Below are 15,781 nucleotides of genomic sequence, written 5' to 3' on the forward strand. Positions count from 1 at the left end.
GCGGGCGGTGGCGGGCAGTGGCGGGGCTTCGCGTTGCGGTGCGGTGTGCTCGCGTCGCCCCCGGCGGGCCGCCGCGGGGCGGCTACGCGCCCCGCTGGGAGGCGAGTTCCTTGGCCGCCTCGGTGAGGTCCTTCGCGGTGTCGATCGCCCGCCAGTAGGCGCCCTGCGGCAACGGGAAGCCGGCCAGGCGGCGTTCGCGGGCCAGCCGCGGGAAGGTGGTGCGCTCGTGGTCGCCCCGGTCGGGCAGCAGGGAGGCGAACTCGGGCGAGAACACGTACACGCCCGCGTTGATCAGGTACGGCGACGGCGGCGACTCGATGAAGTCCAGCACGTGCCCGAACTCGTTGGTCTCCACGGCGCCCCAGGGGATGCGCGGCCGGGCCAGCGCGAGGGTCGCGGTCGCGGCGCGCTCCTCGTGGAAGGCGGCCATCTCGCGCAGCGAGAAGCGGGTCCAGATGTCGCCGTTGGTCGCGTACCAGGGCCGGTCGGCGTGCGGGAGGTGCGCGGCCGCGTACTTGAGGCCGCCGCCGCGGCCCAGCGGCTCGGTCTCGACCACGGTGGTCACCCGGAGCGGGAGGTCGGCCCCGGCGAGCCACTCCTGGAGCACCTCGGCGAGGTGCCCGCAGGACACGACGGCGTCGGTGACGCCCTCGGACGCCAGCCAGGCCAGCTGGTGGCCGATGATCGGCACGCCCGTGCCGGGGATCTCGACCATCGGCTTGGGGCGGTCGTCGGTGTACGGACGCAGCCGCGATCCCTGGCCGCCGGCCAGGACGACTGCCTGGGTCGGGGCGGCGGGGAACGCGGCCGCGGTGTCTGCGGTGGTGGCTGAGGGGTCTGCCGTCATGCCCCGCAGCCTATGCGGGGCGGGTGCCCGCGGCGTGGCGGCCCGGGTGCTCGGGGCCCGGGCCGCCACCGTGCGGGGGGCGCGGCGGACTCGGCTGCCGCCGTGGGGTCCGTACGGAGCGCCCGTACGGAGTCCCGGACGGAGTTCCGTACGGGGCCGGTTCAGCCGAAGGAGGCCACGCCGGAGGCGAAGGAGGTGTCGCACACGGGGCGCGCGTACGTCTGCGCCTTGGTGGGCCCGTAGATGTTCACGGCGGCGCGGCCCAGCGCGCGGGCGATCCCGCCGCAGTACTCGGCGAGCGAGGGCCTGCGGTCGACCTCCTGCTGGAGGTGGGTCAGGACGAGCCCGGGGTCCTTCTTGGCCTGGAGCTCGCCGAGGAGCTTCTCGCGCAGAACGTCCTGCGGCGCACGGGACTTGGCCGGCACGGAGACGTTCTCGGCGGAGGCCGTGAGGATCTGGGACGGGGCGTTGTCGGCCCAGGGGACCATGGTGACCGCGAGGGTCCCGGACAGGACCAGGACGACGGGCAGGACCAGGGCGAGGGATCGGCCGATACGGCGGGCAGTGTGGGTCACGAGGGCGAGAGTAGCGCTCGGTGAAGATTTGGCGACATTTAGTCACCCTGTTGAGGGATGGTTCGACGTGGCTTTTCGAATGGGCTGTTGACGCACGGGGCTCGAAAGCGCCCGTTCTGCCGGGGTATTCGTCGTACTGGGCGACAGGAGGGCCCGGAGTTCCGGAGTCCCGGGGAGGGGCGGCAGCGGCACCTCGTCCCAGTCCCGTGCGTACCGGGGCGGCGGACCGGCGTCGGCGGTGAGCAGCGCCACCGGGCGGGTGAGGGCGGCCGCTTGGAGGCCGGCGGGTTCGATGCTGCCGTCGTGGCCGCCGACTTGGCGGGAGGCGCAGCCCAGCGCGTAGCCGAGCCGCACCGCCTCGTACCCGGTCACGACGCAGGGCGGTACGACGCCGTGGCGGCGCAGCTCGGCCCGGACGCGCTCGAAGGCCGCGCCGCTCTCCCGCGCCCGGTCGGCGACGCGGTCGAGTACGGCGAACTGGACGGCCAGGTGGGCGGCGAGGGCCAGCGCGAGGACGAGTGCGGCCGGCCGCCCCGGGCGGCCTCCGGCGGGCCGTGCCGCGTCGGGCCGCACGGCGGACGGGCGGGCGACCGCCACCAGCCCGGCCGCGACGGGGAGCGAGAGCAGGGCGTAGGCGGGCAGCAGGAAGCGCGGGGCGGCGTAGCCGAGCAGCAGCAGGTACGGGACGGCCAGTGACGCGGCGGCCGCGGTGGCCACCGCGAGGGCCGGCCGCAGCGGGCGGGCCAGGAACAGCCCGGCCGCGGTGGCGACGGGCAGCAGCAGCCACCACAGGGCGAGCAGCGGACGGCGCACGGCGCCCTCGCAGGGGCGGCAGAGGGTGCGGCCGTCGGTGAGGGCCCGCACCTGGTCGGCGAACGCCGGGTGCCAGCCGAAGCCGCCCTGGATCTCGCCGGCCCGGTGCAGGCGGGCGGCGGGGCCGCCGTAGCGGACGTACGCCTCGACCACCCACTCGGCGCCGCCGACGGCCAGGCCCGCGCAGAGCACGGCGAGGACGAGGGGGGCGCGGCGCCAGAGGGCCACGGCCGCGAGGGGGAGGAGGAGCCAGAGGGCGTCGGCCGGGCGCATCAGCGCGACCAGGGCCGCGGCGGCGGCGAGCCCGGCCAGCGGGCGGGCCCGGCCGCCGGGCGTGCGGGCGGCCGGGGGGCCGTAGGCGCGGGCGGTGCCGTAGGGGAGGTCGGTGGTGTAGGCGCGGGCGGTGCCGTACGGGAGGCCGGTGGCGTGCGGCTGGTCGGTGCGGTAGGCGGAGCCCGGGGCGTACGCGGAGCCGGCCCCGTACGCGCGGCCGGCGACGGCGGCCAGGGGGTCGGCGGGCCGGCGGGGCAGGCAGCGGAGGAAGCAGCCGACGGCGGCGAGGACGCCGAAGGCCACCCACAGGTTGGGCATGACCTGGGGGCCGTACAGCAGCGTCACCCACAGGCCGGCGAAGAGGCCGGCTGCGGTGGTGACGACGGGGGAGGGCAGCAGCGGGCGCCAGACGGCGAAGGCGAGGTACAGGGCCGCGCCGGAGAGCAGCGCGAACCAGACGTGCAGGGCCGTGGTGCCGGTGGTCACCAGCGTGACCGGCGCGGCGAGGAGGGTGATGCCGCGGGCGCGCGGGGCGCTGAAGAAGGCGGCCGGGGCCTGGGGGCTGACCTGGCTGACGTACACGGTCTCGTCCCAGCCGAGGGGGCTGCCGGGTACGACGGCCAGGAGCTGGAGCGCGGTGTACGCGAGGCACACGGCGAGCAGCGGCACGCGGCTCGGCGGCGGTGCGGCGAGGCGCGGGCGCGGGGGCGGGGCGCAGATCGGGAGGGGGACCGGAGCCATGTGGCCCACGCTGCCGGGGTGCCGGTGCTCCGGCGACCGGAGGGGGCCGGGTGGCGCAATGCGGTGGCGGTGCGGGTCCCGTGCCGGGTGCCGTGCCGGGTGCCGGCCGGTACCGGCGGCGGGGGCCGGCTCCGCCGGGCTTCGCGGGTGCCCGGCTCCGCCGGGCCTGCCTCTCCGCGGGTGGGTCCGGCGGTCCGGTGGGGGGACGGGGAAGCGGCGGGGTCCCCGGGGAGCCCGCCGCTTCGGTGCAGCCGTGGTGACCTGCGTCAGTCGGAGAGGCGCTCGCCCGTCGACGTCGAGAAGACGTGCGTCTCGCCGCCGCGGGGCACCACGTGGACCGTGGAGCCCTTCTCCGGGACCTGGCGGCCGTTCACGCGGACGACCAGGTCCGTGCTGCGGCCGCCGACCTCGGCGGTGCCGTAGACGTAGCCGTCGGCGCCGAGCTCCTCGACGACGTTGACCTGGACGGCCAGGCCGCCCTCCTCCACCAGGTCGAAGTGCTCCGGGCGGATGCCGACCGTGACGGTCTTGTCACCCTTGTCGGTGGCGCCGGCCAGGGCCGCGCGGGAGACCGGGACGACGCTGTCGCCGAACTTCACGCCGCCGTCGGTGATCGCGACCTCGACCAGGTTCATGGCCGGGGAGCCGATGAAGCCGGCCACGAAGAGGTTCGCGGGGCGGTCGTACATGTTGCGCGGGGTGTCGACCTGCTGGAGCAGACCGTCCTTCAGCACGGCCACCCGGTCGCCCATGGTCATGGCCTCGACCTGGTCGTGGGTGACGTAGACGGTGGTGATGCCCAGGTTGCGCTGGAGCGCGGCGATCTGGGTGCGGGTCGACACGCGGAGCTTGGCGTCGAGGTTCGACAGCGGCTCGTCCATGAGGAAGACCTGCGGCTTGCGGACGATCGCGCGGCCCATGGCCACGCGCTGGCGCTGGCCGCCGGAGAGCGCCTTCGGCTTGCGGTCGAGGTACTGGGTGAGGTCCAGCATCTTCGCCGCGTCCTCCACCTTCCGGCGGATGGTGGCCTTGTCCTCGCCGGCGATCTTGAGCGCGAAGCCCATGTTGTCGGCGACGGTCATGTGCGGGTACAGCGCGTAGTTCTGGAAGACCATCGCGATGTCGCGGTCCTTCGGCGGCAGGTGCGTGACGTCCTTGTCGCCGATGCGGATCGCTCCGCCGTTGACGTCCTCCAGGCCCGCGAGCATGCGGAGGGAGGTGGACTTGCCACAGCCGGAGGGGCCGACCAGGACGAGGAACTCGCCGTGCTCGATCTCGAGGTCCAGCGCGTCGACGGCGGGCTTGTCGGCGCCGGGGTACAGGCGGGTCGCGCCGTCGAAAGTAACGGAAGCCATGGTGATGCGTCCCTTCACCGGCAGGAACGTGCCGGACGATCCGAGTAAAGGAAGGATGGGTCTAGTCCACCTGGGTGGACCTCCGGCGACGCTACCTGCCGGGACCGCCTCCTGTCAGCACCCCCGGGCACGTGAGATATCGAACGCCACCCGTCCCGCGGCCTGGGTACACTGCACGGGCGTGCCGCCTTAGCTCAGTTGGCTAGAGCGCTTGACTTGTAATCTTGAGGTCGTCGGTTCGATTCCGACAGGCGGCTCTTCCGGAGGCCCCCAGCCCGACCTGGCCGGGGGCCTCCGCGCATCCCGGAGCTCGGGCGCATGCGCTGCTTCCCGGCGCCAGTCCGGCGGGGCGAGCAACCCAGGGCCCCTCGGCACCGTCTTGATCGGCGCGTCATGCGGGGAACATGGCGTTGCCGCGGCAGGCACACTGCCGCCTTCATGTGTGGAGCGCGAACATGCGCGGATTCATGAGCCGGGGCGCGCGGCGCCTCGGTGTTCTCGGGGGTGTCCTGACGGGCTCGGCGGCCCTGGTCGCGACGGGTGTCGTGACCGCGGGCCCCGCCCTGGCCGCCGGGAACGACGACTACTCCTTCACCTACCTCGACCACGTGATCCCGCCCGGCGAAGGCTCGGCGGCCGCCCTGCGGCCCGACCTGCTGACCGGCACCCCGAACGGCACCCTCGTGTACGCCCTGTCGAAGGCGCCGCTGACCGACGCGTCCTGGGCCCAGGGCGGCCTGCCCGCCGGGATGACCGCCCTGCCGGGCCTGGACTGCACGCCCTCGGCGACCGCCAAGGGCGTCTTCCTCTGCCCGACCAGCGAGGACAACGGTTACGTCGGCCCCTCGGTGACGGCCGGCGAGTCGGTGAAGGACGACACCCGGCTGCACTTCGGCGTGGCTTACGCGCCGCGCGGCACCAGCATCGACAAGGCCGTCAAGGCCGCTCAGCTGTCCGGCAGTTCGCCGGTCAAGGGCACGGTCGAGGCGCACAGCGTCCGGGTGCTCACCGCCGAGCACGTCAAGAAGAACAAGGTGCGGCTGACCCTGCCGGCCGTACCCGCGGGCGGCTCGGTCACCCACACGGTGAGCGTCCACGCCATCGACAAGGGCAGGCTGAGCGTCGGTTTCTCGCCCAGCCGCGGCTTCCGCGCATGGGACCCGGGCGAGCTGAAGGTCGAACTGGTCTCCGTCAAGGCGGGCGCCGGGGCGGGCAACTGCGAGACCAGGACCGGGGAGCTGTACTGGGAGGGCTTCAGCTGTGACGTGAAGCCCGGCGACGTGAAGATCACCTACCGGCTGAAGGCCGCGGCGAAGAGCCCCATGTGGAAGATCGACGCCTCCGCCAACTACAACGTGTACACCTCCGGCTGGAGCGACTCCGGCGCCCAGGGCACCTTCGGCGTCACCGGTGGCACGCCCGTCCGCGAGCGCTACCAGCTGCTGCGCCGCGCGGCCGACGGCAGCCTGAACGTCCACGTCGGCACGGGCCGCGCCCCGCGCGTCTTCGAGCGCGCGGACACCATCGACTCCAACTGGGGCCGCTACACGGCGCTCGCCCGGCTGGCGCCGATGACCGTCCAGAGCACCGGCGGACCGGTCGTCGGCCGGGACGCCGCGGGCGTGCTGTGGTTCTACGACATCGAGGGCGAGCAGGGCGGCGGCCTGTACGAGCGCAAGAAGGTCGGCGGCGGCTGGAACGTCTACGACCTGATCGCCGGCGCCGGCGACCTGACCGGCGACCGCAAGGCGGACCTGCTGGCCCGGGACGCCTCCGGCGGCCTCTGGCTGTACGCCGGTACGGGGAAGGCGTCCGCGCCCTTCGCCGACCGGGTCCGCGTCGGCACCGGCTGGAAGGGCCTCGCCCGGCTGGCCGGCGGCGCCGACCTGACCGGTGACGGCAGGGCCGACCTGCTCGCGCAGGACGCCTCGGGCAAGGTCTGGCTGTACCCGGGCACGGGCAGGGCGGCCGCGCCGTTCGGGCGCCGGGCCGCGGTGCCCGGCACGTGGGCCGGGTACCAGGCCCTGGTCGTGCCGGGCGACCTCGACTCCGACGGCCGCGCGGACCTGCTGGCGCGCGACGGGGCCGGGGCGCTGTGGCTGCTGAAGGGCACCGGCAAGGCGGAGGCGCCGTTCGCCGCGCGGGTGAAGGTCGCCTCGGGCTGGAACACGAAGGACCTGCTCTTCTAGTCCTGCTGCCGTGCTCCTTCCGGCCCCTCTTCCGGTCCCTCTTCGCGGCCCGGGCGGCGGACCGTACGGAGCCCGGGCGGCGGACCGTACGCGGCCCGGGCGGCCACCGTGCGGGGTCAGTGGCGGCCGGAGATCCGGTCCGCCAGCCGGGCCAGGGGGGCCGTCACCGCACTGTGGGTGGCGGCCTCCCGCCGGTCCGCGGCGCGGTAGGCGGCGTACAGGGCGTGCACCCCGGCCCAGCGGAAGGGCTCCGGCTCCCAGCGCCGCACCCGGTGGTTCACCCAGGGGAGCGTGGTCAGGTCGGTGGGCCCGGACTGGCCCGAGTCCTGCTGGACCAGGTCGCGCAGGGTACGGGCGGCCAGGTTCGCGGTGGCGACGCCCGAGCCGACGTACCCGCCCGCCCAGCCCAGGCCGGTGGCCCGGTCCAGGGTGACCGTGGCGCACCAGTCCCGCGGCACGCCCAGCACACCCGACCAGGCGTGCGCGATACCGGTGCCCGCGAGCTGCGGGAAGAAGCGGACCAGGATCTCGCGCAGGGCGTCGATCGTGGCCGGCTGGGTGCGGCCGTCGTTGTCGGTGCGGGAGCCGAAGCGGTACGGGATCCCGCGCCCGCCGACCGCGATCCGGCCGTCCGCGGTGCGCTGGGCGTACATGTAGGCGTGCGCCATGTCGCCGAGGGTCTCCCGGCCCTCCCAGCCGATGGTCTCCCACACGGCGTCGGGCAGCGGATCGGTGACGATCATCGAGGAGTTCATGGGCAGCCAGGAGCGCCGGTGGCCCTTCAGGCTCGCGGTGAACCCCTCGGTACAGCGCAGCACGTAGGGCGCGCGGACGGTTCCGTAGGGGGTGACGGCCCGGCCCTTGGCGATCTCGGTGACCGGGGTCGACTCGTGGATGACGACGCCGAGCCGTTCGCACGCCGCGGCCAGCCCCTTGGCGAGCTTGGCGGGCTGCAGGCGCGCGCCGTGCGGGGTCCAGGAGGAGCCGACGGCGCCGGCGATCCGGATGCGCGCGGCGGTCTCGCGGGCGCCGTACAGCTCGCGGTCGTCCTCGCCGTAGGAGAGCTCGGCGGCGTGGAAGGCCTTGAGCCGGCCGAGCTGGGCCGGGGTGTAGGCCACCTCCAGGACGCCGCCGCGGTGCACGTCCGCCTCGATGCCCTCCTTGGCCGCGGTGTCGACGACCTCGGTGACGGTGTCGTTCATGGCCTTCTGGAGGCGGACCGCGGCCTCGTGGCCGTGCACCTTCGCGTAGCGGTCGCGGCCGGCGACGCCGTTGTAGAGCCAGCCGCCGTTGCGGCCGGAGGCGCCGTAGCCGCAGAACTTCTGCTCCAGGACGGTGACGCGCAGGAAGGGCGCGGCCTGCTTGAGGTAGTACGCCGTCCACAGGCCGGTGTAGCCGCCGCCGACGACGCAGACGTCCGCCGTGGTGTCGCCGGGGAGCGGTTCCCGGGGCGGGGGCGTGCCGTCCTGGGCGTACCAGAAGGAGATGCCGCCGTTGACCGGCTCCGGCGTCTTGGTCGTCGCGCTGCTCATGGGGTGTTGGTACACCCGTCTCCGGCGGGCGGTCCAGGGACAGGGTGTAGGGCCCGGGTAGGGATGTGTGGGCCTTCTGTCCCGTGACTCGGGCCCTTCGGCGGTGCGAGGGGTGGGCTTCGCGCGGCTAGCGTCGGGGTGATCTGTAGCTTTCTGCCGCTTTCGAGAGGAATTGCCCGATGGTCGTCATGGGGAAGGGCGTACGACGGGCCGGCCGCCTCCCGCGCCTCGCACGGGGCGTGGCGGCGGCGGCCGCGGTGGCGGTGCTGGCCGGCACCGCGGTGGCCTGCTCCTCCGGCGGCGGACCGGGCAGCGGAGCCCTCGCGGCGGACCGGCCGGACGGCGAGGTGCGGACCAGCCCCATCGCGGACCGCCTGGCCGAGCTCCCGGCGAAGGCCGAGGGCACCACGATCGTGGTGGGCGACCCGGCGGCGCCGCGTACCGCCCGGGTGATGGTCGACCCGCACTGCGGGTACTGCCGGGTCTTCGAGGGCGCCGGCGGCGAGGAGCTCCTCAAGGCCGCGGCCGACGGGAAGGTGAAGGTCGAGTACCTGCTGGCCTCCTTCCTCGACCAGGGCGGGAGCGGCTCGCTCAAGGCGGTGAACGCGCTGCGGGCCTCGGTGGACCGGGGCAGGTTCGCGGAGTACCACGCGGCGGTCTTCGCCAGCCAGCCCCGGGGCGCCTTCACGGACGCCCGCCTGCTGGAGATCGCCTCCGAGGTGCCGGGGCTGCGGGGCGCCGAGTTCGACCGTGCGGTGCGCGACATGACGTACCGGGACTGGGCCGTGCGGTCCGAGGCGGCCTTCGAGGCCACCGGGGCGCAGGGCACGCCGCTGGTGCTCGTCGACGGCGAGCCCGTGGGCGTCCAGGACCGGTCGATGTTCGACGCCGAGGCCTTCGCCGAGACGCTGAAGGGCGTCGGGATCGCCTGAGGCGGCCGCCGACGGGCGGGCGGGGCGTGGCACGGCCCGGGCCGTCGGGTCGCGTGCGGGGCGGGGCGGGCGGGCCGCCGCGTGCGGGACGGAGCGGTCGGGCCGCCGCGTGCCGGGCGGGGCGGTCGGGTCGCCGCGTGCGGGGCGGAGCGGGCGGCGGGGGCTTCTGGCGTGTTCTCCGGCCGCCGCGTCATGATCGGGGCATGGCCGATCCCCATCGACTCCTCGCGTTCTGCGCGGTCACCTTCGTCCTGGTCGTGGTCCCCGGCCCCAGCGTCCTGTTCATCGTGGGCCGGGCCCTGGCCCACGGCCGCCGCGCCGCCCTCGCCTCGGTGCTGGGCAACTGGCTGGGGAGCTACCTGCTCGTCGTCGCCGTCGCGCTGGGCGTGGGCACGCTGGTCGAGCGCTCGGTGCTGCTGTTCACCGCCGTCAGACTCGCCGGCGCCGGCTACCTGGTGTGGCTGGGGGTGAAGGCCGTACGGGCCAACTGGGGCCGCAGCGCCGCGCGCGCCCACGCCCTCGCCGAGCACGCGCCGCCCGCCCGGGAGGCGGGCTTCGCCCGACAGGTGCGGGAGGGCTTCCTGGTGGGCGCGACCAACCCCAAGAGCATCGTCTTCTTCTCCGCGATGCTGCCGCAGTTCGTGGACCGGCAGGCCGGCGGCGTGGTCGCGCAGATGCTGCTCCTCGGCCTCGCCGGCACCCTCCTCGCCCTGCTGACCGACGTCACCTGGGGGCTGGCCGCATCGGCCGCGCGCGACTGGTTCGGCCGCTCGCCGCGCCGTATGCGGGCGGTCGGCGGCACCGGCGGCCTCGCCATGATCGGGCTGGGCGCGACCGTCGCCGTCACGGGCCGGGCCGAGTGACCGCCCGGCCGGCGGTCGAGGTGCCGCGCGAACTGTACGAGGCGCAGGTGGAGTTCAACGGCGAGGCCGGACGCGCCTTCGTGACCGCCCTGCCCGGCCGCGCCGCCGCGTTCCTGGACCGCTGGGGGCTGCGGCCCGACGGCCCGCCGATGCACGGGATGTGCGCGCTGGTGCTGCCCGTGACGCGCGCCGCCGACGGTGCGCGGGCGGTGCTCAAGCTCCAGCTGCGGGACGAGGAGACGGCGGGCGAGGCGGCGGCGCTGCGCGCGTGGGACGGGCAGGGGGCCGTACGGCTCCTCGCGGAGGATCCGGTCACCGGCACGATGCTGCTGGAGCGGCTCGACGAGGGCCGGCACCTCTCCGCCCTGGCCGACCCCGACGAGGCGGCCCGGATCCTGGCGGAGCTGCTGGCCCGGCTCACCGCCCGGCCGGCGCCGGCCGGGCTGCGACGGCTCGGCGACGTCACCGCCGGGATGCTGGACGGCGTACCGGAGGCGGAGGCGGAGCTGGCTGACGCCGGTGAGCGGGCGCTGCTGCGGGACTGCGCGGCCGCCGTGGCGGAGGTGGCCGGCGAGCCGGGGGACCGGCTGCTGCACTGGGACCTGCACTACGACAACGTGCTGGCCGGCGGGCGCGAGCCCTGGCTCGCCATCGACCCGAAGCCGCTGTCCGGCGACCCCGGCTTCGAGCTGCTGCCCGCCCTGGTGAACCGCTGGGACCCGGCCGCGGTCCGGCGCCGCTTCGACCTGATGACCGAGGTGCTGGGCCTGGACCGCGAGCGCGCCCGCGCCTGGACCCTCGGGCGGGTGCTGCAGAACCTGCTGTGGGAGGTGGAGGACGGCGAATCCTGTCTTCCGGACCGTCAGGTGCGGGTGGCGGAGGTGCTGTTGGGGCGGGGGTAGGGGCGTGGGCTGGGCTGGGCTGGGCCGATCGGCCGGGTGGCGTCGGACGGGCGGGGATCGGACGGGCGGGGATGGGCTGGGGGGGATCGGCCGGGCGGGCCGGGGCGGGTGCGGGCCGTACCCGGTCGCGGGGGCGGGTACGGCCCATGGAGGCCGTGCCTCAGGAGCCCAGCTTCGTCAGGGCCTCGTCCGTGAGGCGGTAGACGGTCCACTCGTCCTGCGGGAGGGCGCCCAGCGAGCGGTAGAAGTCGATCGACGGGGTGTTCCAGTCCAGCACCGACCACTCCAGCCGCTCGTAGCCGCGCTCCACGCAGATCCGGGCCAGTTCGGTCAGCAGCGCCTTGCCGTGGCCGCCGCCGCGCATCTCGGGCCGTACGTACAGGTCTTCCAGGTAGATGCCGTGGACCCCGCGCCAGGTCGAGAAGTTGAGGTACCACAGCGCGAAGCCGGCGACCTCGCCCTCGTCGGTCTCGGCGATGTGCGCGAAGGCGGCCGGCCGCTCGCCGAAGAGCGCCTCGTGCAGCTGCTCCTCGCTGGCGCGGGCCTCGTCCAGGGCCCGCTCGTACGCGGCGAGTTCACGGACCATCGTGTGGATCGCGGGGACGTCGGCGGGGGTTGCGGTACGAATCATGGCCCGAGCCTAGGTGTCCGGGGTGTGGACGTTCAGGAGGGTCGCTCCCGGGGGCCGCGTCAGGGCACCAGCACCACCTTGCCCATCGTGGCGCGTCCCTCCAGCGCCCGGTGGGCGGCGGCCGCCCCGGCCAGGGGGAAGCGCTGGACGGCCGGGGTCAGCCGGCCCGCCGCCGCCTCCGCCAGCGCGCGGGTCTCCAGGACGCGTACGGGGTTGTCGCCGCCCGCCTTGCCCAGCATCACCGGCCCCAGCACCTGCTCCGAGACGATCCCGCGCGCGGCCTGCTCCTCCTCCGTGAACGTGAGCGGGCCGCCCTCGTGGATGCCGCCGCTCGACCAGCCGAAGACCAGGTGCAGGCCGCCGGGGCCCAGCAGGTCCACGGCGGCGCGGCCGGGCTCGCCGCCGACCGAGTCGAAGACGACCGTGGCCCGCCGCTCGCCGAGGAACTCCCGGACGCGGAGGGGCCAGTCGGGGAGGTTGTAGTCCACGGCCAGGTCGGCGCCGTTCGCCTCGACCGCCGCGGTCTTGGCCGGTCCGCCGGCCAGGCCGACCACCGTGGCGCCGGCGTTCTTGGCGTACTGGACGAGCAGGGTGCCGATGCCGCCGGCCGCGGCCGGGACGACGGCGACGGAGTCGGGGCCGAGTTCGGTGAACTGGAGGATGCCCATGGCCGTGCGGCCGGTGCCGATCATCGCGACGGCGCGGGCCGCGTCCAGGTGCGCGGGGATCTCGTGCAGCCGGCCGGCGTCGGTGACGGCCAGTTCGGCGTACCCGCCGGGGACCATGCCCAGGTGGGCCACCACCCGCTTGCCGAGCCAGGCGGGGTCGGTGCCCTCGCCGAGCGACTCGACCGTGCCCGCGACCTCGCGGCCGGGCACCGTCGGCAGCTCGGGGAGGGCGGGCAGGGGGCCCCGGTCGCCCTCGCGCAGGGCGGTGTCGAGCAGGTGCACGCCCGCGGCCTCGACGGCGATGCGGACCTGGCCGGGGCCGGGCAGGGGGTCGTCGGTCTTCTCGTAGACGAGGTTCTCGGCGGGGCCGAAGGCGTGCAGGCGGATGGCGTGCATGGGGACTCCCTGGCTCGTACGGTCCGGTTCCGGTGCGCATTCCCGGGTGGTGGTGCGGGTGGTTCGGGTGGTGGTGCGGGTCGTGCGGGTGGTTCGGGTGGTGTTGCCTCGTGCGGGTGGTTCGGGTGGTGCGGGTCACGCGGTGGTGCTGCCTGGTGCGCGTCGTGCGTTCCGGATGCTGCCGGTGTTCGGTTCGGTACGAGCCAACAACCTCAAGCGCGGTCGAGGTCAAGGGCGCTCTTGGCGGCGGCCGCGCGGCCGGTGTCGCGGATCGCCAGCGAGACGGCCTCGATGGCGCTGTTGAACGACACCTCCGCCAGCACACCGGGCGCCGCGACCTGGTCGCCGGCCAGGTAGACGCCGTTGCCGCGGGCGATGGCGGGCCGGTCCCGCCAGGTGGTGCCCGGCAGGTCCACCGCGCCGGTACGGCCGGTGGCCACGGCCTCGCGCCGCCAGGTGACCCGCTCCCGCCAGCCCCGGAAGCCCAGGTCGAGCAGCCGCTCGGCCCGCTCGATGCCGACCGCCTTGGCCTGGTCGGGTCCGATCGGCAGCTGCGCCTGGAGCAGGGTCTCGCCGGCCGGGGCCAGGGTGCGGTCCTGGGCGGTGAACCGCTCGATCCAGGCCGGCTCGTCGAGGTCGGAGACGGCCCAGGCGTCGCCGCGGCGGGTGCGCAGCCCCAGGTCGAGCAGGACCGTACGGCCGCTCTCCCAGGTGAGGGAGGAGTCGCCCAGCAGGGTGCGGGCGGCGGCGAGGGAGGTCGCGACGACGACCGGCCCGCCGTCGGCCGGCAGCTCGGTGAGCCGCGCGCCGGTCTCGATCCGCACGCCGAGTCGCTGGGCCCGCGCGGCCATCCGGTCGATGACGGACTGCCAGCCGCCCCGCGGGAACTGGGCCTCGGGCGGGAAGGACAGCACCCGCTGGAGCCGCTCGTGCACGAAGGCCGCCGACAGGGACCCGATGTCGTGGTGGAAGAGGGCGACCGCGAGGGAGTTGGCGGTGGCGCGGGCGTCGCGCTCGCCGATCAGCGAGCTCGCCCAGTCGAGGAAGGTCCGGTCGACGGGGGCGTCGGCGAGCGGGCGCCGGGCCAGCCTGAGCGAGGCCAGCGGCGGTACGGAGCGCAGCCGGCCGCCGCTGTGCAGGCGGAGCCGGGTCATGTCCAGGGCGGGGACGCGGGCGAGCGGGCCGACGAGGTCGCGCTGGTTCAGCCAGGCCCAGTGGGGGCCGTTCTTGTAGAAGGCGTGCGGCCCCTCGTTGGTGCGGTACGGGCCGTCCGCGGTGCGGCCCCGGCCGCCGAGGGTGCGGTGGGACTCGTACAGCCGTACCCGGGCGCCGGCCTCGGCGGCGCTGATGGCGGCGACGAGTCCGGCGAATCCGCCGCCGATGACGGTGAGCTGGTCCATGTGGTGTCTCCCTGGGTGGCGTGGTGCGTGGTGGCGTGGTGGCGTGCTGGCGTGGGTGCGGGGCCGGGCCCGAGGCCGGGCGGGGCTCTTGGTGGGGCCTTCGGAGACGGGACAGCGGGGGCGGGCTGGGTGTGACACGGCTGCGGGGATTTCTTCGGGAGTTTTCTGGGCGGGAGGTCCGCCGGGGACCTTCCGCGCGCGTCGGTGTGGCCTTCGGCGGGTGGTGCTGTCAGTGGGGTGCGGAACGATGGGTGGATGGTGCGGAAGGCTCAGGGATCCCCGAAGGTTCAGAGGGCGCATGGTCCGGTGGTCGTGGCGGCGCGGCGGCCGGAGGTGGTGCTGCCCGCGCTGAGGCCGTACGACGGTGACGGGCTGGCGCCGGACGGGGACTACGACGGGCTGGAGTTCGCGGACGCCGACCTCTCGGGGGAGGAGGGGCACGGCGCCACGTTCATGGACTGCGCGCTGCGCCGGACCGTGCTGGACGGGACCGCGCTCGTCAGGTCCCGCTTCGTGGACTCGGTGCTGGAGGGGGTGCGCGGGGTCGGTACGGACCTGGCCGGGGCGCTGCTGCGGGACGTGGAGGTGCGGGACGCGCGGCTGGGCGGCACGCAGCTGCACGGGGCGGTGCTGGAGCGGGTCCTGGTGCGCGGCGGCAAGATCGATTACCTCAACCTGCGGAAGTCCCGGCTCACCGACGTGGTGTTCGAGGGATGCGTGCTCGCGGAGGCCGACTTCGGGGGCGCGGAGCTGCGGCGGGTCGAGTTCCGGGACTGCACCCTGCGGGGGGCCGACTTCACCGCGGCCCGGATGGCGGACGTGGACCTGCGGGAGGTCGCTGAGCTGGACATCGCCCGGGGTGTGGACCGGCTGGCCGGCGCGGTGATCAGTCCGGTGCAGCTGGTGCAGTTGGCTCCGCTGTTCGCGGCGCAGCTGGGGGTGCGGGTGGAGGCTTAGGCGGGGGGCTGGTGGGGGGTGGTTCTGGGGGCTGGGGGGGCGGGGGGCTGGGGCTGGGGGGTGAGGGCGTAGAGCGGGTGGTTCTGGTGGGGGTGGCTGTGTAGGGCTGGGTGGTTCTGGTGGGGGTGGCGGCGTGACACCATCGAAGGCGTGCTTGACATCGGCTACTCCCTTTCCTCGCGCTTTCCCGACCCCCCGCAGACCGATTACCGGACCGCGGACGTCCACACCCTGCGCCACGACCTCTTCTGCGGCGACGTCTACCTCGCCGACACCAAGGAGGACCGCGAGGTGTCCACGGCCTGGGGATGGGTGCCGGTGCTCGATTTCGCGTGGGCGCTGTGCGACATCGTCGAGCAGCTCGACCAGGACCCGCGCGGCAGCCGCTCCTCCGCGCGCCAGTACGCCGAGCTCGACTTCACCGAGTCCACGGACCGGATGCTCTTCGAGCGGCGTTTCGGCTGGGTCGACGTCGAGGCCGACTGGATGGCGCCCGAGGAGCCTCCGCTGACCTTCTCCCACCGGCTGCTGCGCCGTGAGGCCCGCGACTTCCTGCACGACGTGATCGCGGACCTGACGGACATGCACGACGGTCTCGCCGACAACCCCCACGTGTGGGGGTTGCAGGCGCGCTTTCCCCGAGTGGCTTAGCGCTGGGTGCCGGTGCGGGTGCGGGTGCGGGTGCGGGTGCGGTGCGGTGCCGGTGG

Annotated in this window: 14 protein-coding genes and 1 tRNA gene; 7 read left to right on the forward strand and 8 right to left on the reverse strand. The window is 75.0% G+C overall.

Features of this window, described 5'->3' with window-relative positions; genetic code table 11:
- Positions 1 to 82: 82 nt before the first annotated feature.
- From ACIQUR_RS04670 to ACIQUR_RS04685, 4 genes are all read right to left on the reverse strand, one after another.
- Positions 83 to 847, reverse strand: a complete 765-nt coding sequence (locus ACIQUR_RS04670) for an NDP-sugar synthase (protein ID WP_403658253.1) — start codon at positions 845 to 847, stop codon at positions 83 to 85.
- 161 nt (positions 848 to 1,008) lie between these two features.
- The gene (locus ACIQUR_RS04675; protein ID WP_399939106.1) at positions 1,009 to 1,422 is read right to left on the reverse strand and encodes a hypothetical protein; all 414 of its coding nucleotides are present in this window, start codon (positions 1,420 to 1,422) and stop codon (positions 1,009 to 1,011) included.
- Between the two features lie 42 nt (positions 1,423 to 1,464).
- Positions 1,465 to 3,249, reverse strand: coding sequence for a hypothetical protein (locus ACIQUR_RS04680; RefSeq protein ID WP_403658256.1), 1,785 nt, complete (start codon positions 3,247 to 3,249; stop codon positions 1,465 to 1,467).
- Positions 3,250 to 3,515: 266 nt separating this feature from the next.
- Positions 3,516 to 4,604, reverse strand: coding sequence for an ABC transporter ATP-binding protein (locus tag ACIQUR_RS04685; protein ID WP_403658259.1), 1,089 nt, complete (start codon positions 4,602 to 4,604; stop codon positions 3,516 to 3,518).
- Positions 4,605 to 4,787: 183 nt separating this feature from the next.
- Here ACIQUR_RS04685 and ACIQUR_RS04690 point away from each other — a divergent pair.
- Both ACIQUR_RS04690 and ACIQUR_RS04695 read left to right on the forward strand, forming a co-directional pair.
- Positions 4,788 to 4,861 (forward strand) — tRNA-Thr (locus tag ACIQUR_RS04690).
- A gap of 198 nt (positions 4,862 to 5,059) precedes the next feature.
- Positions 5,060 to 6,793 carry an FG-GAP repeat domain-containing protein gene (locus ACIQUR_RS04695; protein ID WP_403658262.1) on the forward strand — a complete coding sequence of 578 codons (1,734 nt, stop codon included), beginning with the start codon at positions 5,060 to 5,062 and terminating at the stop codon, positions 6,791 to 6,793.
- A gap of 116 nt (positions 6,794 to 6,909) precedes the next feature.
- On the opposite strand, the gene ACIQUR_RS04700 is transcribed toward ACIQUR_RS04695, so the two are convergent.
- Positions 6,910 to 8,325, reverse strand: a complete 1,416-nt coding sequence (locus ACIQUR_RS04700) for an NAD(P)/FAD-dependent oxidoreductase (protein WP_403658265.1) — start codon at positions 8,323 to 8,325, stop codon at positions 6,910 to 6,912.
- A 179-nt stretch (positions 8,326 to 8,504) separates the two neighbouring features.
- Between ACIQUR_RS04700 and ACIQUR_RS04705 the strand changes: the two genes are divergently transcribed.
- The 3 genes from ACIQUR_RS04705 (at position 8,505) to ACIQUR_RS04715 (ending at position 11,022) form a co-directional block, all read left to right on the forward strand.
- Positions 8,505 to 9,257, forward strand: coding sequence for a DsbA family protein (locus tag ACIQUR_RS04705; RefSeq protein WP_403658268.1), 753 nt, complete (start codon positions 8,505 to 8,507; stop codon positions 9,255 to 9,257).
- Positions 9,258 to 9,460: 203 nt separating this feature from the next.
- Positions 9,461 to 10,120, forward strand: coding sequence for a LysE family translocator (locus tag ACIQUR_RS04710; protein ID WP_403658271.1), 660 nt, complete (start codon positions 9,461 to 9,463; stop codon positions 10,118 to 10,120).
- Entirely contained in the window at positions 10,117 to 11,022 is a 906-nt protein-coding gene (locus ACIQUR_RS04715; protein WP_403658274.1) for an aminoglycoside phosphotransferase family protein, read from the forward strand. Before ACIQUR_RS04710 ends, ACIQUR_RS04715 begins: the two co-directional genes overlap by 4 nt.
- A 160-nt stretch (positions 11,023 to 11,182) precedes the next feature.
- On the opposite strand, the gene ACIQUR_RS04720 is transcribed toward ACIQUR_RS04715, so the two are convergent.
- The 3 genes from ACIQUR_RS04720 to ACIQUR_RS04730 all read right to left on the reverse strand — a co-directional run bounded on the left by ACIQUR_RS04720 (position 11,183) and on the right by ACIQUR_RS04730 (position 14,117).
- A complete protein-coding gene (locus tag ACIQUR_RS04720) occupies positions 11,183 to 11,653 on the reverse strand; it encodes a GNAT family N-acetyltransferase (protein ID WP_403658277.1) in 471 nt (156 codons plus the stop codon).
- A gap of 59 nt (positions 11,654 to 11,712) precedes the next feature.
- Positions 11,713 to 12,717, reverse strand: coding sequence for a zinc-binding dehydrogenase (locus ACIQUR_RS04725; RefSeq protein ID WP_403658280.1), 1,005 nt, complete (start codon positions 12,715 to 12,717; stop codon positions 11,713 to 11,715).
- 212 nt (positions 12,718 to 12,929) lie between these two features.
- Complete coding sequence (locus ACIQUR_RS04730) at positions 12,930 to 14,117, reverse strand: FAD-dependent oxidoreductase (protein WP_403658283.1); 1,188 nt, start codon at positions 14,115 to 14,117, stop codon at positions 12,930 to 12,932.
- 255 nt (positions 14,118 to 14,372) lie between these two features.
- On the opposite strand from ACIQUR_RS04730, the gene ACIQUR_RS04735 reads away from it, so the two are divergent.
- The gene (locus ACIQUR_RS04735; protein WP_403658287.1) at positions 14,373 to 15,074 is read left to right on the forward strand and encodes a pentapeptide repeat-containing protein; all 702 of its coding nucleotides are present in this window, start codon (positions 14,373 to 14,375) and stop codon (positions 15,072 to 15,074) included.
- Between the two features lie 150 nt (positions 15,075 to 15,224).
- Positions 15,225 to 15,725 (forward strand): hypothetical protein, encoded by a 501-nt coding sequence (locus ACIQUR_RS04740; RefSeq protein WP_403658290.1) that lies wholly within the window; start codon positions 15,225 to 15,227, stop codon positions 15,723 to 15,725.
- The last annotated feature ends 56 nt before the right edge of the window (positions 15,726 to 15,781 follow it).

This window comes from Streptomyces sp. NPDC101132, assembly GCF_044759225.1.
In the GTDB taxonomy this organism is placed as follows: Bacteria; Actinomycetota; Actinomycetes; order Streptomycetales; family Streptomycetaceae; genus Streptomyces.

Coding starts and splice junctions, on each gene's coding strand:
- ACIQUR_RS04725 (WP_403658280.1), bottom strand. CDS start 12,717: ATGCACGCCATCCGCCTGCACGCCTTCGGCCCCGCCGAGAACCTCGTC.
- ACIQUR_RS04700 (WP_403658265.1), bottom strand. CDS start 8,325: ATGAGCAGCGCGACGACCAAGACGCCGGAGCCGGTCAACGGCGGCATC.
- ACIQUR_RS04680 (WP_403658256.1), bottom strand. CDS start 3,249: ATGGCTCCGGTCCCCCTCCCGATCTGCGCCCCGCCCCCGCGCCCGCGC.
- ACIQUR_RS04685 (WP_403658259.1), bottom strand. CDS start 4,604: ATGGCTTCCGTTACTTTCGACGGCGCGACCCGCCTGTACCCCGGCGCC.
- ACIQUR_RS04730 (WP_403658283.1), bottom strand. CDS start 14,117: ATGGACCAGCTCACCGTCATCGGCGGCGGATTCGCCGGACTCGTCGCC.
- ACIQUR_RS04670 (WP_403658253.1), bottom strand. CDS start 847: ATGACGGCAGACCCCTCAGCCACCACCGCAGACACCGCGGCCGCGTTC.
- ACIQUR_RS04705 (WP_403658268.1), top strand. CDS start 8,505: ATGGTCGTCATGGGGAAGGGCGTACGACGGGCCGGCCGCCTCCCGCGC.
- ACIQUR_RS04695 (WP_403658262.1), top strand. CDS start 5,060: ATGCGCGGATTCATGAGCCGGGGCGCGCGGCGCCTCGGTGTTCTCGGG.
- ACIQUR_RS04720 (WP_403658277.1), bottom strand. CDS start 11,653: ATGATTCGTACCGCAACCCCCGCCGACGTCCCCGCGATCCACACGATG.
- ACIQUR_RS04735 (WP_403658287.1), top strand. CDS start 14,373: ATGGTGCGGAAGGCTCAGGGATCCCCGAAGGTTCAGAGGGCGCATGGT.
- ACIQUR_RS04710 (WP_403658271.1), top strand. CDS start 9,461: ATGGCCGATCCCCATCGACTCCTCGCGTTCTGCGCGGTCACCTTCGTC.